Below are 25556 nucleotides of genomic sequence, written 5' to 3'. Positions count from 1 at the left end.
ATGGACCCCCCGGCGCGCCCAGGCGATCGCCGAGCGGGTGGCGGGCCAGCTCCCCGGCACCTCGACGAGCTTCGCGGTCTGCCGGACGACAATGGTCAGGGCCATGCCGAACAGGAAGCCCACCAGGGCCGGTCCGGCGAACACGCACGCCGCTGCGGCCCGGACCGGGGGAGAAGACCCACGGGTCCGGGCCGCAGCGGCGTATCGGTTGCTGGTTCTCAGGCCGCGAAGACCTCGCGGAGCTGCTGCTCCTGCGCGCCGGAGAGGTTGGAGCGGATCAGCTGCGCCTGCCCGCCCGGGAAGGAGCCGCGGACCCGCTCGACCACGGCGTCGGAGGAGAGCAGGAACAGTGCGGAGGTTCCGGGCTTCACCTCGGACTTCACGTCGTCGATGAACTTGTCGTCGATGCCGACGTCGGACAGCGATCCACCGTTCCTGGACGGTGTTGCTTGGCGTCCAGCACAACCCACAATCTGACAATTCACCACAATTGCCACAATCATGACTCTGTGTCATCTGTCGAGCCGTCAGCGTCATTCGCCCGTTCGGCCGTACTCGGCTGTCCGGCCGACCGGATCCGCACCAAGGGTGGGGGAGGCGTGGTGCATCGACGCCCCGCCGGACGAGCCGGACGAAGGAGTTCCCCATGGCACAGACCACATCCCCGCTGGCCCCGCCGTCCGGCTGCGGCCGGACCTGATGTGGGGTCGCGAAGGGCAACGCATCGAACTGGGCCGTTCACCCAGGACTCGAGGCGGCGTCAGTGCACCGACACGGGGGAACCGGGCTCCCTGTCCGGGGTGTTGTCGTCCTTGTCGCTGCGGCCGATGTGGTTGAAGACGAGGTTGAGGAGGACCGCGGCGACGCATCCGGTGCTGATGCCGGAGTCGAGGATGATGCGCATGCTCTCGGGGAAGCCGTGGTAGAAGCCCTCGCTGGCCATGGGGATCACGCCGATGCCGAGGCTGATGGCGACGATGAGGACGTTGTCACCGCGTTCGAGGCCGGCTTGGGCCAGGGTCTGGATGCCGCTGGCGGCCACCGTGCCGAATAGGGCGAGGCCGACGCCGCCAAGGACGGGCTGCGGCACCAGGGAGACGACCGAAGCGAGGAACGGGCACAGGCCGAGCAGGATCAGGATGCCGCCGCTCGCGGCCACGACGTAGCGGCTGCGGACCTTGGTGATGGCGACCAAGCCGACGTTCTGCGCGAAGGCGCTGGCGGCGAAGCCGTTGAAGAGCGGGCTCAGTGCGGTGCCCAGGCCGTCCGCGCGCAGCGCGGCGGCGAGGGTCTTCTCGTCCGCGGGCTTGTCGACGATCTGGCCGAGGGCGATCACGTCGGCCGTGCTCTCGGTCATGGAGACGATCATCACGATCATCATGGAGATGATCGCGGCGACGGCGAACTGCGGAGCGCCGAAGTGGAGGGGCGTGGGAAAGCCGACGATGTCGGCGTCGGTGACGGCGCTGAAGTCGGCCAGGCCGAGGGGCAGGGCGATCAGGGTGCCGGCGACGAGTCCGAGCAGGACGGATATCTGCTTGAGGAAGCCGGTGAGGACCCTGCGAAGCACCACGGTGATCAGCAGGGTCGCCGCGGCGAGGCCGATGTACTTGACGTCTCCGTAGTCCGCGGCCCGCGGGTTGCCGCCCTGGGCCCAGTTGAAGGCGACGGGCAGCAGGGACAGGCCGATCAGTGTGATGACGGTGCCGGTGACGACGGGCGGGAAGAACCGGATGAGCTTGCAGAACCAGGGGGCGAGCAGGAAGCCGAACACTCCGGCCACGATCACCGCGCCGTAGATCACGGGCAGTGCGTCATCGGGGCCCTCGGCCTTGGCGATGGCCAGCATCGGGGCCACGCCGGCGAAGGAGACGCCGTTGACGAAGGGGAGGCGCGCGCCGATGTTCCAGAAGCCGAGTGTCTGCAGCAGGGTGGCGATGCCGGCGGCGAAGAGGCTGGCGCTCATCAGGAACGCGATCTCGCTCTGGCTCAGCCCCACGCCGATGCCGACGACCAGGGGCGGGGCGACGACGCCGGCGTACATGGCCGCCACGTGCTGGAGGCCGGCGCCGAGGAGCTTTCCGAACGGCAGGGTCTGGTCGACCGGATGCTTCGTGGCGGGGGGCGTGGCCGGGTCCGGCGCGGGGGCCGGGGCGGGGATGGGTGTGGCGGTGGGCGACACGGAAGGTACCTCCAGGACTGCTGTGGCACGGCGATCGCCGGGGAGGGGCGCGCTGGGGCGCGGCCGATGCCTCGGGGGCCGTGTGGACTGGTTCGATGACGCAGTCGAGCGGGCGACAGGAGGGCCCGGGGGCATGGAGGTGCCCTGAGTAGCGGGGAACGGGGGAGTTGCCCGCACCGGGGTGCCGTGGGGTGAGCGAGCCCCGACGGCCCTGCCGAAGACTGCATGAACGGATCGTCCACGATGCGGAAAGCAGTTTCCGTATGGCTGGGTGGGTCCAGTGCCTCACGCCGAGGGGAGCGTGTCAAGAGCTGATGTCCGGGAGACGGTCGGGGTCAGGCTCCCTGCGGGCGCAGCCGCTGCCACAGCTGCTCGTCGATCCGGTCGAGGAAGGCCAGGGCCTCGCGCTCGACCGCTTCGGCGGCGGCGCCGGTCCGGCCGTGGTTGTCGATGCGCTGGTAGGCCAGGTGGAGCTGTTCCAGGGCGCGCTGGATCTCCGCCGGCTCCACGGGCACGATCTTCGCGACGGGTCGCACGTAGTTCGGCCACCACCCGGTGGCCGCCTCGCGCAGCAGCACCCGCAACTGGCCCGTCCTGCCGGACGCCCCGACGAAGCAGGCGGGTGGCGGACGGAGCACCTCGAACAGTGCCTGGGTCTGCCGCCCCGACCCGCGCCAGCGGTTGCGGCGTTCCGCCTCGGCGTAGCGGTCGCGGGTCATGCCGACCGCCACGGCCGCCTGCTCCACCGTCAGTCCGAGGAGCGTCCGGCACTGCAGGAGCGTGGCCGGTTCGCCGAGCAGATCGGCCGGTGAACACCACAACGCGGCGGCCAGCGCCTTGATCTGATGATCCGTCGGTACCTGTGTGCCCTGCTCCCAGGCCAGGAGCGTGTCGGGGTGGAGCGGGTGTCCCTGGAAGGCCGAGACGGCCCAGGCGACCTGGCCGGGGGTGAGTCCGAGCTGCTCGCGCACGGCAGCGGCGCGGCGTGGGTCCAGCGGGGGATAGGGGGATATTTCGCCCTCGGGCGGGCTGTGGAGATCGTTCTGGGATGGCATAGCCGCACACCGTAGGGCGGCGGGGCGCCCCAGCCAAGGCCTGCGGATGTCGCAGGCGCCCGGGGCGCCGGTCGACGCGCGCCGAAAGGGCCCGGTCAACGGTCGTTGTGCGTACATCCAAAGAATCCAAGGAATCGATTCGCCCCCCTGGAGGAGTTGACGACCGGGGGGCCGGTTCGTAGGGTCGCACTCGTCCACAGTGGAAAGTGAATTCCGCAATGAGGAATCTGGCCGCTCTCCCCACCCGGGAAACCGGCACGATTTCCGTATCCCTCCGGGCAAGTCCGTCCACTTGCCCGGCTCTTCCGGCCGTGCTCCACCCCGACCGTCCCCGCCGCCCGCCGGCCGGGAGGTCTCTCGGAGGGACTGTCCCTTTTGCGCTCGCCCACGCTCTTCACGCACGAACGCTCCACCCGGCCCGTCCCCGTCCATCCCGCGGACGAGGTCCTGCCCATGCGGCGGATGGTCCCCGCCGCCCTGCAGCACGTGGCCAGCATGTACGCGGGCCTCGCGGCGCCCCCGCTGATCATCGGCGGCGCCCTCGGCCTGACCGCGGCGCAGCTCACCGTGCTGCTGGCCGCGAGCCTGGTCGTCGCAGGCCTGGCCACCGTCGCCCAGACGCTGCGCTTGTGGGGTGTGGGGGCCGGGCTGCCGGTCACCAACGGCGTCTCCTTCGCCGTGGTCTCCCCGGTCCTGGCCGCTTCCGTGTCACGGGGGCAGGACACCCTGCCCCTGGTGTTCGGCGCCACGCTCGTCGCCGGGATCGCCTGCTTCCTCCTGGCGCCGGCCTTCTGCCGGCTCCTGCGCTTCTTCCCGCCCGTCGTCAGCGGCTCCGTCATCACCCTGGTCGGACTTTCGCTGCTGCCGGTGGCCGGGCAATGGGCCCGGGGCGGCGACCCCGGGTCCTCGGGTTACGGCTCACCCTCCAACCTCGCGCTCGCCGCCGGAACCCTCGCCTTCACGCTCCTCCTCCACCGGCTCCTCAGCGGACGCTTCCTGCAGCGGGTGGCCATCCTGCTCGGCCTCATCGCCGGCACGGCCGCCGCGGCGGCGATGGGCAAGGTCGACTTCCAAGCTCTCTCCCAGGCACCGCTGTTCGCGCTCCCCGAACCGTTCGCCTTCGGAGCCCCGCAGTTCGAGGCGCCGGTCATCGCCACCCTGCTCGTCGTCATGCTCGTCTCCATGACGGAATCCACCGCCTCCCTGATCGCCGTGGGATCGGTCGTCGACCGACCGGTCGACGCCCGCATCATCGCGGGCAGCCTGCGCGCCCAGGGGCTGGGCACCGCGCTGGGCGGAGTCCTGGGCGCCTTCGTGAGCACCGCCTACGCGCAGAACGTCGGCCTGGTCGCGATCAGTCGCATCCGCAGCCGGTACGCGGTCACCCTGTGCGGAGCGATCCTGGTCCTCATGGGCCTCGTGCCGGTCCTGGGCTCGCTCGTCGCGCTCGTGCCGCTGCCCGTACTCGGCGGGGCGGCGGTCGTCTTCTTCGGCTCGATCACCGTCGCCGGGATCCGGACGCTGGCCAAGGCCTCCCTGGCCACCGGACACAACGGCATCATCGTGTCCGTGACCCTCGCCCTCGGTCTCTTCCCCGTCGCCTCGGCCGACTTCTACGAACGGCTCCCCGCGCCCGTGACCATGGTGCTGGGATCGGGCATCACGGCGGGATGTCTCGTCGCCGTCCTCCTCAACCTGCTCCTGAACCACTTCGGACGGGGCAGCGAGGCCGACGAGAGCCACGTCCCCACCGCCCAGGTCAACGCCTTCGGCGGCATCGACCGCATCGGCGGCTCACGCGCGACCGGGGGCGGGGGCGGGGCCTTCCCCTCCGGGTGAGGACCGGATAGGGCCACATTCGGGGAGTCTTGATGTCCGGGTTCGGCCGGTGCTGTCGGGAAGGTGTCCACGGCCGTACACCTCGTGTCAACGGGGCTGACGCACAGCCGATTCCGGCCGCCGGATAGGGTCCTGACATGATCACGGCCCGAGCTGCATCCAGCGCGAAGCGGGCCCGCCGTCCGGCGGGCGCGCTGCGACTGCTGTGGCTGGCCGCCCTGTTGTTCGCCTTCCTCTACACGCATGCCGCCGGAGCCGACAGTGCCTCGGCGCACGTCGCCCGCGGAGCCGTCCCCGTCGCGCACCTCGATGCCATCGGGGCCGACCGAGCCGACGGCGCCGGTCCTCACGGCGCCCCGGCGCCCCGCGGGCATGACGACGACGGCGGGCACGGTCACCCCGCCGAGGCGTGCGTCTCCGGTCATCCCGAACAGGGTGCGGAGCTGCCCGCGCCGCCGCTGGTTCCCCTCGGTGATCTGTCCCCTGCCGTCGCCTCGATGCGGCCGGGCTCGTGGGCGCCGACCGTTCCGTCCGGCCTTCCGCCCTTGCGAAGCGTCCTCGGCTCCGTGGTGCAGCAGGTATAGAACCGGGTGCTTTGCCCCGTTCTATACCCGACTCTCATCGCAGACCCCGCCCGACCTCCCCTGGTCGACGGGGTGATGAGCCATGCACGCAGCACCAAAGGAACTCGTACGTGACTTCGCCCCAGCTCCTCGGCACCCGGACCGCGGACACCTCACAGGACTCTCCCGCCACGGGACGCGCCGCCCGGCGCAAGCACCACGCCGGCGCGGCCCGCAGGCGGTCCCTGACCGCCCGGTACCTCGGCTACGTCGGCTACTTCGTCGGCGCCGGCCTCATCAGCGGCGCGGTCGTCCACCACCCGCTCGACCCCGACCGCTACACCCGCATCGCCGTGTACGGCGCCCTCGTCTTCCTCGCCGCGACCGTGCTCAACGAGTTCGTGCTCACCAGGGAGCGTCCCGGGCTGCCCCGTCTGCTGCTGGTGATGGGCGCCTCGCTGCTGCTGTCCTTCGGCATCGGCATGCTCAGCGGCGGCCTTCAGCACTTCGACGACTTCCCCGCCCGAGGCGCCGTCCTGGTCCCCGCAGGACTCGTCGTCTCCTTCGTCGCCTACGTGATCAAGGACGCCGACACCCCGGCGCGCCGGATCTTCAGCCTCGTGGGCCTGGCCGTTCTCGTCACCGCCGCACTCGCCTTCATGGGCCTGCGGGAAGTCGCGGCCTCCATGGAGAGCGCGCCCGGCGGCGGTCACAGCCACGGCACTGCGGAAGAACCCGCGGCGGACGACCACGCCCCTGCCGCCACCGCCCCGGCGAGCCCGGCGGCGCCCGCCCCCGGCGCCTCGCGGACCGTAAAGCCCGCTCCGTCGGCGACGTCTCACAACGACGGTCACGCTCACTGAGTCACGGGGAGGGGCGGGCTCACCTGCCCCTCCCCGTGAGGGCTTTCGTCCGCGCGGACACGCCTCTCATCAGCCGGGCGACGCCGGCCGCGTAGGCGATGCCGAAGAGGAGCGAGGCGAGGAACGCCACGTGCCGGGAGAACCCGTCGATGAGCGGGAAGATCTGCCAGTGGGTCAGGTAGATGTAGAGGGAGCTGGTCGCGAGGAGGCCGGCCAATTGGTTGAGGCGCTCCCGGCTGGGGAGGCTGGGCACCCACACCAGCAGCACGAATCCGGCGACGATGATCGCCTCGCGCCCGGGGTCGCCGGGGAAGAAGCCCGGCACGGTGGCCAGGGCCGCGAGGGTGACCAGGAGGCGCTGTCGCACGGTGGCGGCCTTCCCCGCCGCCCAGCCGAGCGTGAACAGCCAGAAGACCGTGATGGCGTCGGGGATCTGCTCGCGCTCCGGCAGGCCGACGAGGTCGTAGCGGGTGAGGAGTCCCAGGCCCGCGAGAGCCAGGGGCAGGGCGTACGGGAACCGGCGTTCCGCCCGGTCCACCGCGGGCAGGCTCAGGAGGCCGACGGCGGCGATCAGGATGTAGACGAGGGCCTCGATGAACCAGAAGTGCATACCGGTCTTGAGGCCGTCGGGACCCATGACGCTGTCGAGCAGGAAGAGATTGGCGAGCGTGTAATCGTCGTTGAGGAGCAGGATCACCCCGATCCAGGCCATGCTCGGCAGCGCGACGCGGGCGAGGCTGGTCCAGCCCCGGCGTACGCGTACGCGCCGTTCGGCAGAAGTGAGGTGGAAGCGGGCGAAGTTGTATCCGGCGACCGCGAGCAGGATGTGCGCTCCGCCCTTGATGCCGAACACCTGGATGTGCGAGCCGACGATGCAGAAGATCGCCAGCGCGCGGAGCGCGACGCTCGTCTCCAGGGTCCGCCTGCGGGAGGTTTCCGCGTGCACGGGCGGCCTGAGGTCCCGGATCGGTGTCGTGTGCCAGCCGGCCGGCAGGTGACCGAGCCGCTCTTCGAGCTGGATCGACATCTCCACGTACGAGAGCGAATCGCCGCCCAGGCTGACGAAGGAGCTGTCGTCGGTCACGTCCGAGCGGTCGAGGACCCGCGCGTAGAGCAGGCGCAGGCTTTCGGGGGCCCCGTCCGGTGTGGCCGCGGGGCCGGCGGCGGTGTCGGCGGCGGCGATGCCGGGCGCCTGACGGGTCAGTTCGCGCACTGCCCGGTAGTCGGGCTTGCCCGTGGGGAGGCGGGGGAGGTCGGTCAGGATCCGGACGTGGACGGCGCGGGCCGGCAGACCGCAGTCGTCGGCCACCCGCCTGGCTATCCGGCGGGCTTCCAGGTCGTGGCCGCCGACGGCCGCGATGCGCAGTGCCTCGTCGTCGCCGGTGCACAGGGCCGTGACGCCGTGCCGGGCGAGCATCGCCTCGACCTGCGTGGGGTCGATGCGCAGGCCGAGGATCTTCGCGAACCGGCTGCGCCGGCCGACGATCTCGTACAGCCCGTCGGGCGAGCGGCGCGCGATGTCGCCGGTGCGGAGCTCGTGCACGGTCCGGCCCAGCGCGAGGTCGTCGGGGGAACCGGCGTAGCCGAGCATGACGTTGGGGCCCGAGTAGACCAGTTCGCCGGTGTTCTCGTCGGGGCGGTCGGGGCGGTCTGAGCGGTCCGGGCCGTCGGAGCGGTCGGGGCCGTCGGCGCTGTCGCCGCCGCCGGGCAGCGGCCGGAGGCGGAAGGAGCCGCCGGGGATCGGGATTCCCACCGCCTCGGGGCGGGATTCCGCGAGGTGTGGCGGCAGGTAGCCCATGCGGGCCGTGGCCTCGGTCTGGCCGTACATCACGAAGAGCTGCCAGCCGGCGGCGCGGCCGAGCGCGGCGTACCGCCGGACCCGGTCGGGCGCCAGGCGGCCGCCGGCCTGGGTGACGTAGCGCAGGTGGGGCAGTTCCATGGCGGCGAAGCCGACCCGGTCGAGCAGGTCGAAGGTGTACGGGACCCCGGCGAGGGACGTCCCCCGGGCGGCTTTGAACAGCTCCCAGAAGCAGGTGTCGGCGACCGACAGGTCGGTCAGGATCAGTCCGGCGCCGCGCAGGAGGTGGCTGTGTACGACGGACAGGCCGTAGCAGTAGTGCAGCGGCAGGGTGGTCGCGGCGCGGTCGGTGTCCCGGACGTCCAGGTACTGCGCGATGGACTCCGCGTTGGCCTGGAGGTTCTCGTGCGACAGCCGGACGAGCTTCGGCGATCCGGTCGAGCCCGAGGTGCTGAGCAGCAGGGCGAGGTCGGGGTGCAGCTCGTGCGCCGAGACCTCGCGCCGCTCGTCGAGCAGCATGTCCCCGCCCGCGGAGCGGGCCACGATGTCCGGGTCGTACGCGTCGATCAGGGACTGGACGGCTTCGGGGTGGTCGCCCGGCACCAGGAGGACGGGGTGCCCGGCCGCGAGGGCGGCGAGGTGGATGACGAGGGCGTCGACGGTGTTGGAACCGACCAGCAGGACGAGACGGCGTTCCCTGCCGAGACGGCGGGCCGCCCTGTCCACGCGCGCGGCCAACTCGGCATAGCTGACCGGGCCGTCGGCCGTGATGACGGCGGTCCGGTCGCCGTGCGCGGCGAGGCCGAGGGCGAACGGGACCGACGCGGTGCCGGGGAGTAGGTCGGGAAGGACTGTCACGGGCGCATCTTAGGAATGCCTTACCTCGCCCGATAGTCACAGGAAAGTCACAGATGGCTCATGGAAGATCCACAGGAAAATAAACGGTAAGGTCGGCTTCGCCGATGCGCGGGCGCGGTCGAATTGTTGTGTGCGTCACTCTTGACCTTTAGGTTAGCTTTACCTTACTTATGGGGTGCTACCCGGTTTCTGCTGCCCTTGTAGGAAGGCTTTCCATGCGACGCCCCCTGGTCCGACGCCTGACCGCGCTCTTCGCGGCGGCACTTCTCCTCCCCGCCGTCGCGGCCTGCGGCGTAGACGAGGACGACGCGGGGCTCGTCATCTACTCGGGGCGCAACGAGAAGCTGGTCAAGCCGCTCCTCGACGAGCTGGAGAAGGCCGTCGGCACCACGGTCGCCGTCCGCTACGGCGAGAGCGCCGAACTCGCCGCCCAGATCCAGGAAGAGGGCGGCAAGACCAAGGCCGGGCTGTTCTTCTCCCAGGACGCGGGCGCCCTCGGAGCCCTGTCCACCAAGGGCCTGCTGGAGAAGCTTCCGCAGGCCTCCCTCGACAAGGTGGACCCCGGCTTCCGCGGCGGCGGCGGCGACTGGGTGGGCACGTCCGGTCGGGTCCGCGTCCTCGCTTACAACCCCGGACAGGTGGCCAAGGTCCCTGACACCGTCCACGATCTGGTCAAGCCGGAGTGGAAGGGGAAGGTCGGCTACGTCCCGACCAACGCCTCCTTCCAGGCGTTCGTCACCGGCATGCGCGTCCTGGAGGGCGACGACGCCACCCGCACCTGGCTGAAGGGCCTGAAAGCCAACGAGCCCAAGGTGTACGACAACAACCTCAAGGTGCTGGAGGCGGTCGGCAAGGGCGAGGTCTCCCTCGGACTGGTCAACCACTACTACTGGTACGAGCAGGTCGCCGAGAAGGGCGAGGACAAGGTCAAGGCGAAGATCCACTTCCTTCCCGCCGGTGACCCGGGCGGCCTCGTCAACACCGCCGGTGTCGCCATCGTCAAGGGAACCGACCAGGCCCCGGTCGCCCAGAAGGCCGTCGACTTCCTGCTCTCGGAGAAGGCGCAGAAGTACTTCGCCGAGGACACCAAGGAGTACCCGCTCGCCGCCGGCGTGACCAGCACGGTCAAGGGCCTTCCGCCGCTGGCCACCCTGGATGCCCCGAAGATCGACCTCGGGAAGCTGGAATCGCTTCAGGAAACCCTGAAGATGCTCCAGGAAGCCGGGATGGTCTGACCCCCCATGCACTCCACGGATCCCGTCGCGCCGACGGATCCCGCCACTGCCCACCGCCCGGACGGCGCCACCGCGCCGACCGGGCGGTGGCGCGGCGGACACCGGCCACCCGCCATCCTGCTCGTCCCCGCGGCCGTCGCCGCGGTGTTCGCCCTGCTGCCGCTCGGCTACCTCGCGGTCCGCTCCCTGGAGCGCGGCCCGGCCTTCGCCTGGGAGGTCATCGCCGACGAGCGCACCGCCCAACTGCTCGGCCGCAGCATCGGACTGGCCGCCGTGGTCGTCTCGGCCTGCCTGGTCCTGGGCGTCTCGCTGGCGTGGCTGACCGTACGGACCGACCTGCCCGGAGCCCGCGCCTGGTCGGTGCTGGTGACCCTGCCGCTGGCCGTACCGAGCTACGTGGCCGCGTTCGCCTGGCTGTCCGCCTTCCCGGAACTGGCCGGCTTCACCGGGTCGGCCCTCGCCCTGACACTGGTCAGCTTCCCGTACGTCTACCTCCCCGTCACCGCCGCACTGCGCGGCACCGACCCGGCGCAGGAGGAGGTCGCCCGCTCGCTCGGCCACGGACCGCTGAAGACCTTCCTGCGGGTGACGCTGCCGCAGCTGCGGCCCGCGGCCGCCGGCGGGGCGGTACTCGTCGCGCTGTACGTGTTCTCCGACTTCGGCGCCGTATCGCTGATGCGGTACGACACCTTCACCCGCGGCATCTACACCTCCTACCGGGCCAGCTTCGACCGCACCCCGGCGGCCGCCCTCAGCCTCGTCCTCGTCGTGATGACGATCGCCCTGGTCGCCGCCGAGGCACGGACCCGCGGCCGGGCCGGCCACGCGCGAACGGGCGGCGGCACCGCGCGCCCCGCCGCTCCCGCGGCGCTGGGCCACTGGCGGCTACCCGCGCTGGCCTGGTGCGCGGCGGTCACCGCCGTCGCCGTCCTCACCCCGCTGGCCACCCTCGGCTACTGGCTGGCCGTCGGGAACTCCGCGACCTGGGACCCGGCGACTCTCTTCGACACGGCCGCCACCACCCTCGGGGTCGCCGCCGCGGGAGCAGCCCTCACCACCCTGCTCGCCCTGCCGGTCGGCGTCATCGCGGCCCGCCACCGCGGCCGGACGGCCCGGCTGCTGGAGCAGTCGGCGTACGCCGGCCACGCGCTCCCGGGCATCACCGTCGCGCTGTCCCTGGTCTTCTTCGCGGTCCGCTACGCCGAGCCGGTCTACCAGGAACTCCCGCTGCTGGTCTGCGCGTACGCCGTGCTCTTCCTGCCCGTCGCCGTCGCCGGGACCCGCGCCGCCGTGCTCCAGTCCCCGCCCGTCCTGGAGGACGTCGCCCGCTCGCTGGGCCGCTCCCCGCTGCGCGTGCTGCGCGAGGTGACCGTGCCGCTGGCCGCACCCGGGGTCGCCGCCGGAGCCGCGCTCACCTTCGTCGTGTGCATGAAGGAACTCCCCGCCACCCTCCTGCTGCGCCCCACGGGAATGGACACCCTGGCCACCCGCCTGTGGACGGAAACCGGCACCGGATCCTTCGCCGCCGCCGCGCCCTACGCCGCGGCGCTGATCCTGCTGGCCGCCATCCCGTCCTACCTCCTCGGAAGGCACCGCACATGACCGACCTGCAGATCGCCGGACTGGCCAAGGCGTACGGCCCCGGCGCGGCGCCGGTCCTCGACGGTCTCGACCTCACCGTCCCCGGAGGCGCGCTGACCGCCGTCCTCGGCCCCTCGGGCTGCGGCAAGACCACGATGCTGCGCATCATCGCGGGCTTCCTGCGCGCCGACGCGGGCACCGTCACCCTCGACGGACGTACGCTGACCGGCCCCGGAGTCCACCTTCCGCCCGAACGCCGCCGCATCGGCATCGTGCCCCAAGAGGGCGCGCTCTTCCCGCACTTGAGCGTGGCCCGCAATGTCGCCTTCGGCCTGACCGGCCTGGACCGGGCCGCCCGCCGGCAGCGTACGCAGGAAATGCTCGAACTCGTCGGCCTGGCCGGCTACGGCGAGCGCATGCCGCACGAGCTGTCCGGCGGCCAGCAGCAGCGCATCGCGCTGGCCCGGGCCCTGGCACCGCAGCCCGCCCTGGTCCTCCTCGACGAGCCGTTCAACGCCCTCGACGCCGCGCTGCGCACCGGCGTACGGGCCGACGTACGGGCAGCCCTGCGCGCCACCGGGGCCACCGCGCTGCTGGTCACCCACGACCAGCAGGAAGCCCTCTCCACGGCCGACCTCGTCGCCGTCGTCCGGGACGGCCGCGTGGCCCAGTGCGCCACACCGCACGAGGTGTACAGCCGTCCTGCCGACCCCTGGGTCGCCGCCTTCGTCGGTGACGCGGTACTCGTCTGCGCCACCGCGGACCGGGACGTCGCGGCCACCGCGCTCGGCCGCATCCCCCTCGCGGACCCGCCCGGCCGGCTCCGCGAGGGCGTCGTGCTGCTGCGCCCGGAGCAGCTCCGGCTGACCGACCCGGACGCGGCCCTGGCCGGCGGTACGGTGACCGACGTCCGCTTCTACGGCCACGACGCCATGGTCACCGTCGCCGTCGACGGCATGGACGAGCCGGTCGACGTCCGGGTCCCGAGCCCGGCCGCGGCCCGCCCCGGGGAGCGCACGGGCATCGAGGTGACGGGCGAGACGACCCTGCACCCCGTCGTCGGAGCGTGACCCCGGTGAGCACCGGCCGCTGCTCCGAACCGCTGCTCCGAACCGCTGCTCCGAACCGCTGCTCCGAACCGCTGCTCCGAACCGCTGCTCCGAACCGCTGCTCCGAGCCGCTGCTCTGACCACCGCTCCCGCCGGCGGTCACAGCGCAGGGGTGTTCCCCGGGGCTGCCGGGGTGACCAAGCCCGTCTCGTAGGCCGCGATCACCGCCTGGGCGCGGTCACGGAGGCGGAGCTTGGCCAGGATGCGGGCGACGTGCGTCTTGGCCGTGGCCTCGCTGACGTGGAAGCGGCCCGCCAGCTCCGCGTTGCTGAGACCGAGGGCCAGGGCTTCGAGGAACTCCAGCTCGCGCGGGGTGAGCGCGGACAGGTCCCGGTGCAGGGGAGCGGCCCGGTCGTCGGCGGAGGCGAAGCGCTCCACCAGGCGGCGGGTGATGGCCGGTGCCAGCAGGGCGTCGCCGGAGCGCACCAGACGGACCGCGGCCGCCAAGTGCTCGGGGGTGACGTCCTTCAGCAGGAAGCCGCTCGCCCCTGCGCCGAGGGCGGCGTACACGTACCGGTCGAGGTCATAGGTCGTGAGGATGACGATCCGGGGCGCCGGGCCCTCGTGCCCGAGGATGCGGCGCGTGGCCTCCAGGCCGTCGGTGCCGGGCATCCGGACGTCCATCAGGACGACGTCGGGCCGGGTGCGCCGGACCACGGCGACCGCCTCCTCGCCGTCGGCGGCCTCGCCGACCACCTCGATGCCGTCGGCGGCGAGGATCATCCGGAAGCCGGTACGGACCAGCGCCTGGTCGTCGACGATCACCACACGCGGTGCCTCGGTCACGAACCCTCCACCGGGATGACGGCGCGGACCCGGAAACCTCCGCCGGGGCGGGGGCCCGCGTGCAGGGTACCGCCGTAGAGCGCCAGTCGTTCGTGCAGACCGGCCAGGCCGCGCCCGCCGCCCGGACCCGGGGGACGCGGGCGGCCGCCGCTGTCGGTCACCTCCACCCGCAGCTCCGCGGGCGCGTACTCCACCAGGACCGACACGGCGGCGCCCGCCGCATGCGTGAGCGTGTTGGTCAGTGCCTCCTGCACGACCCGGTACGCGGCCAGGTCCACACCCCCCGGGAGCTCCGCCGGGGTGCCGCGCACCGTCAGTTCCACCGGCACGCCGCTGTCGCGTACCCGGTCGGCCAGCTCCGGCAGCCGGTCCAGACCGGGCTGCGGCGCGAGGTCCGCGTCGGCGGCCGGGTCGGGGCCGTCGGAGGTCATGGTGAGCAGGCCCATCACATGGCGCAGTTCCGACATCGCCGACCGCCCGGCGGCCTCCACCGCCAGCAGCGCCTCCCTGGCCTGGCCGGGGGCGGTGTCCAGCACCTTGCGCGCGGCGCCGGCCTGAATGGTCATCATGCTCACGTTGTGGGTGACCACGTCGTGCAGCTCCCGGGCGATCCGCGCCCGCTCCTGGTCCACAGCGCGCCGCAGCGCCGCACGCTGCTCCTCCTGGAGGGCCCGGGCGCGCTGCCTCCAGGTGTGGATGCCGTGCGCGGCGAGGCCGACCGGGAGCAGGACGAGTACGGGGACCAGCCCCTTGTCCACATCGGGGACCAGGGGGAAGACCGCGTACAGCACGGCTCCCGCAAGCAGGGACCCCGCCACGGCCTTGCGGTGGGGGCTGTACACCGCCGCGCTGTACGCCGCGATCAGGCCCGAGGCGAACGTGACCGTGGTGGCGTCCGCGGCGACCGCTCCCCGGTGCAGCAGCAGCGTCGCGCCCATCACGGCCCAGTAGGCGGCCAGCGGGTACCGGCGGCGCATCACCAGCGGCAGGGCGGTCAGGACGGCGACCAGCAGTTCCCAGGGCTCCGCGGGAGGCAGGGTGTGCTCGACGACCGGTACGGGATGCGGCACGGCGGGCGGCCCCGGTATCCGTACCGGGGGCGGCACGGCGACGTCGGGCCCCGCCTGGACCTCCACGTACGACCGGTTGAGCTCGCCGATGACCGTGTACACGGCGAGCACCAGGGCGACGACCGCGTCGAACGCCCACGACGGGCGCGACAGCCGTGGCGGCGCGCCGGCAGGCCGCAGTCCGCGGGCCCAGTGGACGAAGGCGTCTCTTGTGCGCATCGGACCAGTGTGCCCACCGGCGGGCGGCCGCGGATCAGCCGCGAGGACCGGTGGCGTCCACCTCCCGACTACACCGCGGGGATGACGCCGCGGGGCGTCGTCCGGACACGGTACCGAAGGTCCGTATCGCGACCGACGCGGCGCAGGGAGCCCCGCTCCTAGCGTCGGGGAGGCGACCGGGCAGCTGATCCGGGCGCTGCCGCAGGACGTACGGACCGTGGAGGATCCATGACCGAGAACCACCTCATCGACGTGCGCGAGGTGAGCAAGACCTACGGTGCGGGCCCGGCCGTGCTGGCCGGGCTCACCCTGCGGGTGCGGGCGGGGGAGGCGCTCGCCGTGCTCGGCCCCTCCGGCAGCGGCAAGTCCACGCTGCTCAACCTGATCGCGGGTCTGGACCGGCCGAGCGAGGGCAGCGTGAGCGTCGACGGGGTGCGCGTGGACGGGCTGACCGAAACGGCGTCCGCGAAGTACCGGCGCTCCCGGATCGGCATGGTCTTCCAGTTCTTCAACCTCCTGGACGACCTCACCGTTCTGGACAACGTGCTGCTTCCGGCCCAACTGTCCGGCGTGCCCCGCACCGAGGCCGCGGCGCGGGCCGCCGAACTGCTGGCGCACCTGGGCATCGACCGGCACGCCCAGGCCTTCCCCGGCCGGCTGTCGGGCGGTGAGCGCCAGCGCGTGGCGGTGGCACGGGCGCTGATGAACCGTCCGGCGCTGCTCCTCGCCGACGAGCCGACGGGCGCGCTGGACAGCGCGTCCGGCGCCGACGTACGCGACCTGCTGCGGGAGCTGAACGCCGACGGGCAGACGATCGTGCTGGTCACGCACGACCTGGCGCTGGCCGAAGCGTGCGCGACCCGCACCATCGAACTCGTCGACGGGCGCATCGCGCGCGATGTCGCGGCGGTGCGGCGATGAGCGGGACGGGTGCCCGGGGACGAGGTCGACGTACGTCCCCCGGGAGCGGCCGGCGGCGCGCAGGAGCCCTGGGACGGGTGGTGCGCGCGGGGGTGGCGAGACGGCGCGCGCAGACCGCCGTGATGGCCCTCACCGCGCTCATCTCGGTCGCCGCGTCGGTCCTCGCGCTCGGCCTGCTGGTCGCCTCCCGGGCGCCCTTCGACCGGGCCTTCGCCCGGCAGCAAGGGGCGCATCTCACCGTGCAGTTCGACGGTTCCGCGGTGACCGCGGCGCAGTTGGCGGACACCGCCCGGCTCCCCGGGGTCGCGGCCGCGACGGGGCCGTTCGGCGTCGCCTCCGTACGCTTCCGGCCGAAGGGTGACACGCCGCCCGGCTTCCAGCCGCCGCCGCTGGCCGTGGCGGGACGGGCGTCGGCCGGGGGCGAGGTGGACCGCGTCGCGCTGGTCGAGGGCCGGTGGGCCACCGCGCCCGGTGAGATCGTGCTGGAGGCCGGCTCGCGGCAGCCCGGGGTGCGGACCGGGACGCGCCTGGAGACCGGCGGGCCGGGGGAGACCGGCGGCACCGGGGAGACCGGCGGCACCCGGCTCACGGTGGTCGGCGTCGCCGAGTCGGTGGGCGAGAGCGCCGACGCCTGGGTCGTGCCCGCGCAGCTGAGCCGCCTCGCCGGGGAGCGGGCGGGCCACCAGATGCTGTACCGGCTCACCGACGCCGCCGACGCTGCCGCCGTCGGGCGTGTGCGCGACGCGATCGCCGCGGCCCTGCCGCCGGAGGCCGTCACCGGCGCCCAGTCCTACCTCGACATACGGCAGGCCGCCCAGGAGAACACGGCGGCCTACGTCCCCTTCGTGACCGCGTTCGCGGTACTGGGCCTGGCCATGTCGGTGCTGGTCATCGGCATCGTGGTGAGTGGCGCGGTCGGCGCCGCGACCCGGCGGATCGGCATCCTCAAGTCGCTCGGTTTCACACCGCTCCAAGTGGGCCGGGCGTACGTGGCCCAGGCGCTGATCCCCGCCGCGGCGGGCGCGGCGGCGGGCGTGGCGCTGGGCAACGGCCTTGCCGTACCGCTGATGGCGGAGGTGGCCCAGTCGTACGGGACCGGGGCCGTGCTCATCCCGCTCTGGGTGGACCTCGCGGTGCCCGCCGGCGCCCTGGCAGTGGTGGCGGTCACGGCTTCGGTGCCCGCGCTGCGGGCGGCCCGGCTGCGCACCGCGCAGGTGATCGCGATGGGCCGGGGCGCCGGGGGCGGGCGCGGACGCCGGGTGCGGCACCTGCTGGGCCGGCTGCCGCTGCCGCGTGCGGTCAGCCTCGGGCTGGCGGGCCCGTTCGCCCGCCCGGCGCGCTCGGCGACGATGGCCGCGGCCGTCACCTTCGGCGCGCTCGCGGTGACCTTCGCGGTGGGCCTGGGCAGCACGCTCATCGCGGTCCAGCAGGACGGGGACCCGGACCGGGGCGGCGAGGTGACGGTCCGTTCGCTGGCCGGGCCCGGTGAGGGACCGGCGAGCAGGCCCCCGGCGCCCGCCGACCCCGCGGCGGTCACCGAGGCGGTCGGCGCCCGGCCCGGGACCGCGTCCTGGTACCGGACCGCCAGGACACAGGTGTCGGTGGCGGGCCTGAAGGGCGGCGCGCCCCTCGTGGCGTACGAGGGCGAGGCGCCCGGCGCCGACCACACGATGGTGTCCGGCCGCTGGTTCGGCGCCCGGGGCGAGGCGGTGGCCGCCACCCGCTTCCTCCGGGCCACGGGGATCCGACTGGGGGGCACCGTGGTTCTGTCGGAGCAGGGGCGCACCGTCCGGCTGCGCATCGTAGGGGAGGTGTTCGACCTCGGCGACCAGGGGATGGCGCTGCGTACGGACGTGGATTCGGTCGCGGGTCTGGGGAGCCGGTACCTGCCGAGCGACTTCAGTGTGCGGCTGGCCCCCGGGACGGACGCCGGTCGCTATGTCGAGGCCCTGAACGCAGAGTTGAAGCCGCTGGGCGCGCGAGCCGAGGCCGCGGGGCCGGGCAAGTCGAGCGTGATCCGCGCGATGCAGGCCCTGATCGGGATGCTCACGCTGATGCTGGTGGCCGTGGCCTGCCTGGGGGTGCTCAACACCGTGGTGCTGGACACCCGGGACCGGGTGCGCGACCTCGGGGTGTTCAAGGCGCTGGGGATGACGCCCCGGCAGACGGTCGTCCAGGTACTCACCTCGGTGGGCGCGATCGGCCTTGCCGCAGGGGCGGTTGGCGTACCGCTCGGGGTGGCCCTGCACGGCTGGGTCATGCCGGAGATGGGCCGGGCCGTCGCCGCCACGATCCCGCCGGCGCACATGGACGTGTACGGCCCCGTGCTGCTGGGGTCGCTGGCGCTGGCCGGGGTGCTGATCGCGGTGGCGGGCGCGCTGCTGCCGGCGGGGTGGGCGGCGCGGACGCGGACGGCGCAGGCGCTACGGGCGGAGTGAGCCGGGCCGGCCGGGGGCGGCGGCGGGCGGCCCGGCCGGGCGCGGCTCGCTCCGGACCGGGGGCAGGACTTCGGCACGGTGTTGATGTGGTTGGTGCCGGCGCTGTAGAAGCCGTCCACTTCGCCGAAGAGTGACGTGGCCGCCAAACGCTCACCGCGGCTCCTGCCGTACCCGCGCCGCCAGCGCGGCAGGCGCCGGTCCACCGACTGACGGGGCGGAGCGGTCGTGGCCTCGTGGTCGTTCCGCCAGACTGAGTGAAGAGGGCTCCGCCGCGACGACGAGTCTGCGGGCACCAGCAGGTTCCCGCGGGTCCGTGTCCCGACGGAGACGACCGACTCATCGGGAGCAAGCCATGGGCCTCATTCACATCGAGCTGTTCGCGACCCTCGACCTCGTCGGGCAGGCGCCCGGCGGCCCCGATGAGGACCCGGTCGGGTTCCCGTTCGGCGGCTGGCAGGCACCTCTGCTGGACGAGGTGGCCGGGGCGCAGGTCGGTGCCGCGTACGAGGGTACGGACGCCCTCCTGCTCGGCCGGCGGACGTACGACATCTTCGCCGCCTACTGGCCCCACCAGAAGGGCGGCGAGGACGGCGAGATCGCCACGCTCTTCAACAGCGTCCCGAAGTACGTGGCCTCCCGTGGCAGGCCCGACCTCTCGTGGGCCGGGTCGACACAGCTCGGCCCGGACCTCGCCGACGCGGTGCGCGAGATCCGTGACCGGCACGAGCACGTGAAGGTGGTCGGGAGCCTGCATCTGGTGCAGACCCTCCTGCGCGAGAAGCTCTTCGACCGTCTCGACCTCTGGGTGCACCCGATCGTGCTCGGTGTCGGGAAGAAGGTGTTCGACGGCGGGGCGGTCCCCACGAACCTGACCCTCCTCGAACCGCCGGCAGCCGGCCCGAAGGGCACCGTCTACCTGCGCTACGGGCTCGCCCCCGGCACGCCCGCCACGGGCGACATGAGCGCACCCGATCGCGGCGTAGCGAGCGGCGTGGAAAGCGACGCCTGAGGCCACCCCCTGCTCGCCAGGGCGCTGTATCCACATTTGGCAGATATTCTGAGGAATGTGATCGAGTCTGGACGGCCGCGGCTCCACAGGCGCCCCGGCCAGGGACGACTTGTGCGGCTGTCACCGGTCATCCTGACCATCGTCATCGCCAGCCTCGCTTACACCACTCCGCCGGAAATGGCCTTCAGCCGCCTCCTGCCCGCGGCGCCGGCCCTTGCCGCCGCCATGTGGCCAGTCCTCCCCACCGTCCTGCTCGGGACGGTCTGCCTCCTTCTCATGATCGGCCTCAGCCTGGTCTTCCCCGATCTGGGGACGTGGTGGACGGCCTCGGGGATCATCGCGGTCACCGTGGCCGCCGCGTACGGGAGCCACGTCCGGCTCAAGCGGGAGCGCACGCTCTTTCAGGTACGGCTCGTCGCCGACGCCGCGCAGCAGGTGGTGCTGAGCCCCATGCCGCGCCGCATCGGCCGCATCGAGATCGAGTCGCTGTATCTCGCGGCCGCGGCGGAGGCCCGCATCGGCGGGGACTTCTACGAGGTCGTCGACACTCCGTACGGGGTCAGGCTGCTCATCGGTGACGTACGGGGCAAGGGCCTTCCGGCGGTGGGGGCCGCCGCGGCGATCGTCAACGCCTTCCGGGAGGCGGCCTACGGCGAGACCGGCTTGGTGAACGTCGCACGCAGGCTGGACGCCAGCAGCACCCGCTACAACGCCGCCTTCCCTCCGGAGGGGCCGATGGAGCGCTTCGCCACCGCCCTTCTCGTCGAGATCCCGCACGAGGGCGGACGCATCGACATCCTCAACTGCGGACACCCTCCGCCGCTGATCCTGAACCGCGGGAGACTCCGTGTCCTCGACCCGGCCAGCCCGTCCCCGCTCCTCAGCCTCGCGGAGCTGATCGGCGATCAGTACAGCGTCGACACCTTCGACTTCGCCACCAACGACGTGCTGCTCCTGTACACCGACGGGATCGCCGAAGCCCGCGCCCGCGACGGTGAGTTCTTCCCGCTGACGGCTTGGATGCGTCGACAGCCGGCGGCCCCGCCCCGCGAACTGCTCACGGCGCTCCACCGCGATCTGCTCCGCTACAGCAGGGGGCGCCTTGACGACGACATCGCCGCCCTCGCCGTACGCCTGTGTGAGCAGCAGCCCTGAGGAACGCGGGGTCAGGCCGTCTCCCCGGCCCGGGTGGCGATCCGTCCGGCTGCTTCGAGCCGGGACAGGCGCTCGTGCTCCCGGCCGGCCCAACGCCGGACGCGGTCGGGGTCCAGCGGGGCGCCGTGGCCGACGTGGAGTCGGGTGGGGTTCAGGGCGAGCATGGCGCGGAGGCTGGTGAGGTTCTGCCGCGGGTCGTCGTGGAAGGGCGGATTGGCCGGCTTGCCCGGGATGAGGCCCATGAAGGAGTTCGCCACCAGGTCGCCGGCGACGAGGTCCCCGTCGTCGGTGAGGACGGAGACCGATCCGGCGGTGTGGCCGGGGGTGGGCATGATGCGGGCTGCGATCCCGAAGTCCGCAAGGGGGGTCTCGCCGCGTATCAGGACATCGGGGTCGAGGGGCTCGGCCTGGGCGTGCAGGTCCTTGCTCCGGTCCATGATGCGGCCCATCGGGCCGGTCGGCAGGTACGGTTCGCGGACCCGGCCCGTGCGGTACGGCCCGAGGTCGGCGATGTGGCCGGCGACGGGCGCACCCGTGAGACGGTGCAATTCGGCGGCGGAGCCGAAGTGGTCGATGTGCCCGTGGGTGATGACGATCAGCGAGACGTCGCAGGGGTCCACTCCGTGCTCGCTGATCCGGTCGTAGATCTTCCGGCCGCTGCCGGGTGTCCCGGCGTCGACGATCACGGGCCGCCGGCCCAGGAGCAGGTAGGCGTTGATGGCGGTCCGGCCCATGACGGGGATGGGAATGACCTTCGTACGGGACATGGAGTCCTCCGTGACGTGACTGACGGCTGCCGCTCGTGCGGGCATGCCGGGGATCCGCCGGGCTGCCGACGGATGGTGCGGGCGATGGGCGGGCGATGGTGCGGGCGATGGGGCGGGCCGGGCAGGACCCGAAGGGGACGGCCTAGCGGAATCGGCGCCGGTATTCGGCGGGAGTGGTCCCCAGCCGGCGCTGGAAGGAGCGGTGCAAGGTCTCCACCGAGCCGAGGCCGCTGGCCGCTGCGATCTCCGGCAGGCTGCCGTCGCTCTCCTCCAGCAGCCGGCGGGCGGCTTCGAGGCGGGCGGATTCCACGTAGGCGGCAGGCGTGCCCCGGGTGCGCAGCCGGAACAGCCGGGAGAAGTGGCGCACGCTCAGGTGCAGCCGCGCGGCCAGGGCCTCTGCGCTGAGGTCCTCGGTGAGGTGGTCGGCGATCCACACGCGCAGCTCGTCGATCCGGTCGCCCGACGTGGCCGGGGCGGAGAGCGGAACGCTGAACTGGCTCTGCCCGCCGGAGCGCTTGACGTACATGACCATCATCCGTGCGGTGGCCAGGGCAAGGGCCTGGCCGTGGTCCTCGGCGACCATCGCCAGCGCCATGTCCAGCCCGGAGGTGACACCGGCGCAGGTCCACACGCTCCCGGACCGGATGAAGATCGGGTCCGGATCCACGGCGACCCGGGGATGGTCGGCGGCCAGCCGCGCGGCGGTGAGCCAGTGGGTCGTCGCGGACAGTCCGTCCAGCAGGCCCGCCGCGGCCAGCAGGTGCGCTCCCGCGCAGATCGACCCGGTCCTGCGCGCCGGAGGCGCCGCGTCGCGCAGCCAGCCGGTGACCTCGCTGTCGATCACCGGCTCCACGCCGTCGCCCACCAGGCTGACCGCGCCGGCCACGAGCAGGGTGTCGACCCTGCCGTGCACCTCGTCGAGGGCCAGGTCCGCCAGCAGCCGGACGCCGCTGGAGGTGGCCACCGGTCCGCCGTCGGCCGTGGCGATCTGGACGAGATAGCCGGGGCGGGTGGCGCCGGCTACCCGCGTGGCGACCGAGAACACCTCGGCCGGGCCGGTAACGTCCAGCAGTTCGGTGCCGGGGAAGGCCACGATGACGACTCTGTGCGGTTCGGGCATGCGCTGATCATTTCGCCCCGCCGTGATGGCCGCAATGACGAGGTTCTGTCAGATTCGGCCAGCGCCCCCGGCACCGTGGGCCGCGCCGCCGTCAGACGGCAGGCCGGTCCGTGTCCGTGTCCGTGCCCGATCCCGCCCCGCCCGTCCGGTCCGCCCTGCCCGTCCAGGCCGGATCGCGCCCGCTCAGCCCCACCGTCCGGTCCAGCAGCGGGGCGCCGTCCGCTACGGGGACCACGGCGCCGAAGATGTCCCCGCCGCGGTCCCCTGCCTTCGCCGCTTCCAGGAGGAACGCGTACGAGGTGTCCAGCGCGGCCTGATCGGGTGCGTACTCCTGGCCGGTGGCCCGAGCCAGGTCCCAGCCGTGGATGACCAGCTCGTCGACCGCCACCACACCCGCGATCTCCCCCGGCAGGTCTACGCCGCCGGCGCGGGTCATGCCGGTCCAGGCGGCCGGATCCTGCCAGGCTTCGGCCAGTTCGCCGAGGACCCGGGGCAGTTCCTCGCGCCAGCCGTCGGGGAGGGAGGGCACGGCCGAGTCGGGGGCCGTGTCCGTCGTGGTGCCCAGGTCCTTGCGGGCGGCGTCGCGGAAAGCGACGGCGAGGCCGGCGAGGTGGCCCAGCAGATTGCCGACCGTGTACTTGGGGCAAGGGGTCGGGTCGGCGAGCCGGGCGTCCGGGACGCCCGCCGCCAGGCGGGCAACGATCCGGGCTTGCGGTCCGAGGTCGAGCATCGTCGTATCGGTCATCTGCCACTCCTTCGTGATGATGGGGCTGGAGGGTAGACCGGCGGCGGAGCCCGAACTCATCGCGACGCGCCCGGGTTGTTCACCCGGAGGGACAGCTCGGCCCGGGAGGGGCGGAGAACCCCTCCCGGGCGTCGTGTGAGCCGGTCGGCGGCCCAGGGCGCGCCGCACGGTTCAGTGGGCGGCACGCTCAGGGGCAGCTGATGCGGGTGTCGCCCGGGTCGGTGGTGCAGATGTCGGAGCCCATGCCGCCGTTGGCGGTGTCGTTGGCGCTGACGCCGTCGGTGGTGGTCAGGCGGTCGTTGCCGTAGTAGCCCGTGAGGATGTCGTTGCCCGGGCCGCCGATCAGGGTGTCGTCGCCGAAGCCCCCGTCGATGCTGTCGTTGCCGGGCCCACCGTGGACGGTGTCGTTGCCGTAGCTCGCGCGGATGGTGTCGTTGCCGCTGAGGCCGCAGACGACGTCGTTGGAGTAGCCGCCGCTCAGGGTGTCCGTACCGCTGGTCCCGATGATCGTGCATCCGCGGGAGTTGTTCACCGAGGTCGACGCGCCCGCACTGTTGTTGGCCGGGTTCGGGTCCTGGGTCGTGGCGCTGGCGGAGGCGCTGTTCGTCAGGGTGCCGGTGGCACGCGGTTCGGCGGTCACCGTGACCGTGGCGCTCGCACCCGGTGCGAGGCTGCCGAGGGCGCAGCTGGCCCCGGTCGACGTGGTCGTACAGGTGCCCTGGGAGGGGACGGCCGACAGGAGGGTTCCGCCGGCTCCGGAGAGGGTGTCGGTGAGCGTCACGCCCGTCGCGGTCACGGTGGACGTCGCGGCGCTGGAGACCCGTACCGTGTACGAGGCCTGGTCGCCGATGCTCACGGCCGTGGTGCCGGTCTTCGTCACCGACAGGTCGGCGGTCGGCGGGGGCGGAGGCGGGGTGCTGCCGCCGCCTTCGTAGCGGGCGATGCCGAAGGCACCCAGCCCGGCCAGGCCCGCGGCCACGATCTTCCCGTCGGGCTGTACGAGCAGTCCCCGGATCTCCTCCCCGCCCAGCATGCCGGTGTACACCCGGCCGTCACCGTCGCCGAAGCCGGAGTCCAGGCTGCCGCTCGGCAGGTAGCGGGCGAGGGCGAAGTCGGAGGCCTCCTGGCTGTCCGGGTCGTCGGCCGTGCCGCCCACGAGGATCTTCCCGTCCTGCTGGAGCGTCATGTCGTACGCCACCGCCGTGCTGAGGGGCCAGACGGTGGCGACGCGGCCGCCGGTGCCGAAGGCGGCGTCGGGAGCGCCGCCGGAGGTGAACCGGGCCAGTGCGAAACCGGTGTTGGTCGACCCGGCGGCGACGACCGCGCCGTCGGACTGGACCGCCACGGCCCGGCCGAAGTCCGTACCGCCGAAGTCCGCGGTGGCCATGCCGTCACCGCTGAAGGACGTGTCGAGGGTGCCGTTGGACAGGTAGCGGGCCACCCCGAAGTCGAAGGCGGTACTGCCCACGTAGCCGACGGCGACGAACCTGCCGTCCGGCTGGAGTGCCAGGCCGGTGGCCTGGCCACCGCCCGCGTCCCCGGGGAAGGCGGGAGCGAAGCCCGCCACCACCGTGCCGTCCCCGCCGAAGGACGGGTCGGGACTGCCGTCGGGGTTGAGGCGGGCCAGCGCGAAGCCCGCCCCGCCACTGAGCCCCACCGCGAGGATCTTTCCGTCCGGCTGGACGACCAGGTCGGCGGCCCCCGAGGCGCTGCCGAACGCGTCGACGCGCACCAGGCCGGCCGAGCCGAAGCCCTGATCGAGCGATCCGTCGGTGTGGTAGCGGGCGAGGGAGAAGAAGCAGCAGCCGCCGCCCTCGTCCACGACCTCCGTACGGCCGGCGACCACGATCTTCCCGTCGGACGGCTGTACCGCCACCGCCTCGGCCTGGTCGTCACCCCCGAAATCGCTGGTCACCCGGCCGTCGCCACCACCGAATCCGGTATCGACACCGCCGTCGGCGTTGTACCGGATCAGAGCCATGTCGAACGGGACGCCCGGCCCCGTGACGCGGCCGGCCACGACCAGCTTGCCGTCGCCCTGCCGGGCGACGTCCAGACCCTCGGAGTAGTCCCACGGCCCGCCGTCGTCCGGGAAGTACGTCTGGACCTTGCCGGAGCCCGCGAAAGCGGGGTCCAGGTCCCCCGGAGCCGCCAGCGCGGTGCCGGGCAGCACGAGGACCATCGCCAGGGCGGCACCACCACCGTGGCCGCCCGTCCGCCGTGCCGGACGGAGCGGTGGCGCT

20 protein-coding genes are annotated in these 25556 nt (G+C 72.9%); 10 read left to right on the top strand and 10 right to left on the bottom strand.

What is annotated here, in order from left to right; all coding sequences use genetic code 11:
• Window positions 1-218: 218 nt before the first annotated feature.
• The 3 genes from AC3IYI_RS05400 to AC3IYI_RS05390 form a co-directional block, all read right to left on the bottom strand.
• Window positions 219-383, bottom strand: a complete 165-nt coding sequence (locus AC3IYI_RS05400; protein ID WP_489409119.1) for a DUF1269 domain-containing protein — start codon at window positions 381-383, stop codon at window positions 219-221.
• A gap of 377 nt (window positions 384-760) precedes the next feature.
• A complete protein-coding gene (locus AC3IYI_RS05395; protein WP_489409118.1) occupies window positions 761-2317 on the bottom strand; it encodes a nucleobase:cation symporter-2 family protein in 1557 nt (518 codons plus the stop codon).
• 200 nt (window positions 2318-2517) lie between these two features.
• Window positions 2518-3237 (bottom strand): helix-turn-helix domain-containing protein, encoded by a 720-nt coding sequence (locus tag AC3IYI_RS05390; RefSeq protein WP_489409117.1) that lies wholly within the window; start codon window positions 3235-3237, stop codon window positions 2518-2520.
• A 375-nt stretch (window positions 3238-3612) separates the two neighbouring features.
• Here AC3IYI_RS05390 and AC3IYI_RS05385 point away from each other — a divergent pair, with 375 nt between their 5' ends.
• The 3 genes from AC3IYI_RS05385 to AC3IYI_RS05375 all read left to right on the top strand — a co-directional run bounded on the left by AC3IYI_RS05385 (window position 3613) and on the right by AC3IYI_RS05375 (window position 6502).
• On the top strand, window positions 3613-5076 hold the full coding sequence (locus AC3IYI_RS05385; protein WP_489409116.1) for a nucleobase:cation symporter-2 family protein: 1464 nt from the start codon (window positions 3613-3615) through the stop codon (window positions 5074-5076).
• A gap of 137 nt (window positions 5077-5213) precedes the next feature.
• Window positions 5214-5660, top strand: coding sequence for a hypothetical protein (locus AC3IYI_RS05380; RefSeq protein WP_489409115.1), 447 nt, complete (start codon window positions 5214-5216; stop codon window positions 5658-5660).
• Between the two features lie 110 nt (window positions 5661-5770).
• Window positions 5771-6502, top strand: a complete 732-nt coding sequence (locus AC3IYI_RS05375) for a hypothetical protein (protein ID WP_489409114.1) — start codon at window positions 5771-5773, stop codon at window positions 6500-6502.
• A 19-nt stretch (window positions 6503-6521) separates the two neighbouring features.
• Here the strand turns inward: AC3IYI_RS05375 and AC3IYI_RS05370 are convergent, their stop codons facing one another.
• Entirely contained in the window at window positions 6522-9158 is a 2637-nt protein-coding gene (locus AC3IYI_RS05370) for an AMP-binding protein (protein WP_489409113.1), read from the bottom strand.
• 215 nt (window positions 9159-9373) lie between these two features.
• On the opposite strand from AC3IYI_RS05370, the gene AC3IYI_RS05365 reads away from it, so the two are divergent.
• From AC3IYI_RS05365 to AC3IYI_RS05355, 3 genes are read left to right on the top strand one after another with little or no spacing between them, the layout of a single operon-like run.
• A complete protein-coding gene (locus AC3IYI_RS05365) occupies window positions 9374-10393 on the top strand; it encodes an iron ABC transporter substrate-binding protein (RefSeq protein WP_489409112.1) in 1020 nt (339 codons plus the stop codon).
• Window positions 10394-10399: 6 nt separating this feature from the next.
• Window positions 10400-11995: an ABC transporter permease gene (locus AC3IYI_RS05360; protein WP_489409111.1), complete on the top strand. Its 1596-nt coding sequence runs from the start codon at window positions 10400-10402 to the stop codon at window positions 11993-11995.
• On the top strand, window positions 11992-13044 hold the full coding sequence (locus AC3IYI_RS05355; RefSeq protein WP_489409110.1) for an ABC transporter ATP-binding protein: 1053 nt from the start codon (window positions 11992-11994) through the stop codon (window positions 13042-13044). Before AC3IYI_RS05360 ends, AC3IYI_RS05355 begins: the two co-directional genes overlap by 4 nt.
• Window positions 13045-13182: 138 nt before the next feature.
• Here the strand turns inward: AC3IYI_RS05355 and AC3IYI_RS05350 are convergent, their stop codons facing one another.
• Complete coding sequence (locus tag AC3IYI_RS05350; protein WP_489409109.1) at window positions 13183-13869, bottom strand: response regulator; 687 nt, start codon at window positions 13867-13869, stop codon at window positions 13183-13185.
• On the bottom strand, window positions 13866-15158 hold the full coding sequence (locus AC3IYI_RS05345; protein ID WP_489409108.1) for a sensor histidine kinase: 1293 nt from the start codon (window positions 15156-15158) through the stop codon (window positions 13866-13868). Before AC3IYI_RS05345 ends, AC3IYI_RS05350 begins: the two co-directional genes overlap by 4 nt.
• Window positions 15159-15386: 228 nt before the next feature.
• Here AC3IYI_RS05345 and AC3IYI_RS05340 point away from each other — a divergent pair, with 228 nt between their 5' ends.
• The 4 genes from AC3IYI_RS05340 (at window position 15387) to AC3IYI_RS05325 (ending at window position 20681) form a co-directional block, all read left to right on the top strand.
• Complete coding sequence (locus AC3IYI_RS05340; protein ID WP_489409107.1) at window positions 15387-16079, top strand: ABC transporter ATP-binding protein; 693 nt, start codon at window positions 15387-15389, stop codon at window positions 16077-16079.
• 122 nt (window positions 16080-16201) lie between these two features.
• Window positions 16202-18517, top strand: a complete 2316-nt coding sequence (locus AC3IYI_RS05335; RefSeq protein WP_489411894.1) for an ABC transporter permease — start codon at window positions 16202-16204, stop codon at window positions 18515-18517.
• Between the two features lie 352 nt (window positions 18518-18869).
• Window positions 18870-19526, top strand: coding sequence for a dihydrofolate reductase family protein (locus AC3IYI_RS05330; RefSeq protein ID WP_489409106.1), 657 nt, complete (start codon window positions 18870-18872; stop codon window positions 19524-19526).
• A 111-nt stretch (window positions 19527-19637) separates the two neighbouring features.
• Entirely contained in the window at window positions 19638-20681 is a 1044-nt protein-coding gene (locus tag AC3IYI_RS05325) for a PP2C family protein-serine/threonine phosphatase (protein ID WP_489409105.1), read from the top strand.
• Between the two features lie 11 nt (window positions 20682-20692).
• Here the strand turns inward: AC3IYI_RS05325 and AC3IYI_RS05320 are convergent, their stop codons facing one another.
• From AC3IYI_RS05320 to AC3IYI_RS05305, 4 genes are all read right to left on the bottom strand, one after another.
• On the bottom strand, window positions 20693-21448 hold the full coding sequence (locus AC3IYI_RS05320; protein WP_489409104.1) for an MBL fold metallo-hydrolase: 756 nt from the start codon (window positions 21446-21448) through the stop codon (window positions 20693-20695).
• A 142-nt stretch (window positions 21449-21590) separates the two neighbouring features.
• Complete coding sequence (locus AC3IYI_RS05315) at window positions 21591-22568, bottom strand: GlxA family transcriptional regulator (protein ID WP_489409103.1); 978 nt, start codon at window positions 22566-22568, stop codon at window positions 21591-21593.
• A gap of 91 nt (window positions 22569-22659) precedes the next feature.
• Entirely contained in the window at window positions 22660-23313 is a 654-nt protein-coding gene (locus AC3IYI_RS05310; RefSeq protein ID WP_489409102.1) for a TIGR03086 family metal-binding protein, read from the bottom strand.
• Between the two features lie 187 nt (window positions 23314-23500).
• Window positions 23501-25495 carry a calcium-binding protein gene (locus tag AC3IYI_RS05305; RefSeq protein ID WP_489409101.1) on the bottom strand — a complete coding sequence of 665 codons (1995 nt, stop codon included), beginning with the start codon at window positions 25493-25495 and terminating at the stop codon, window positions 23501-23503.
• Window positions 25496-25556 lie beyond the last annotated feature (61 nt).

The sequence above is a fragment of the Streptomyces sp. GL_148 genome (assembly GCF_057834205.1).
Note: the sequence above shows the minus strand (reverse complement) of the source record. Positions and strands in the feature narration are given on the sequence as shown.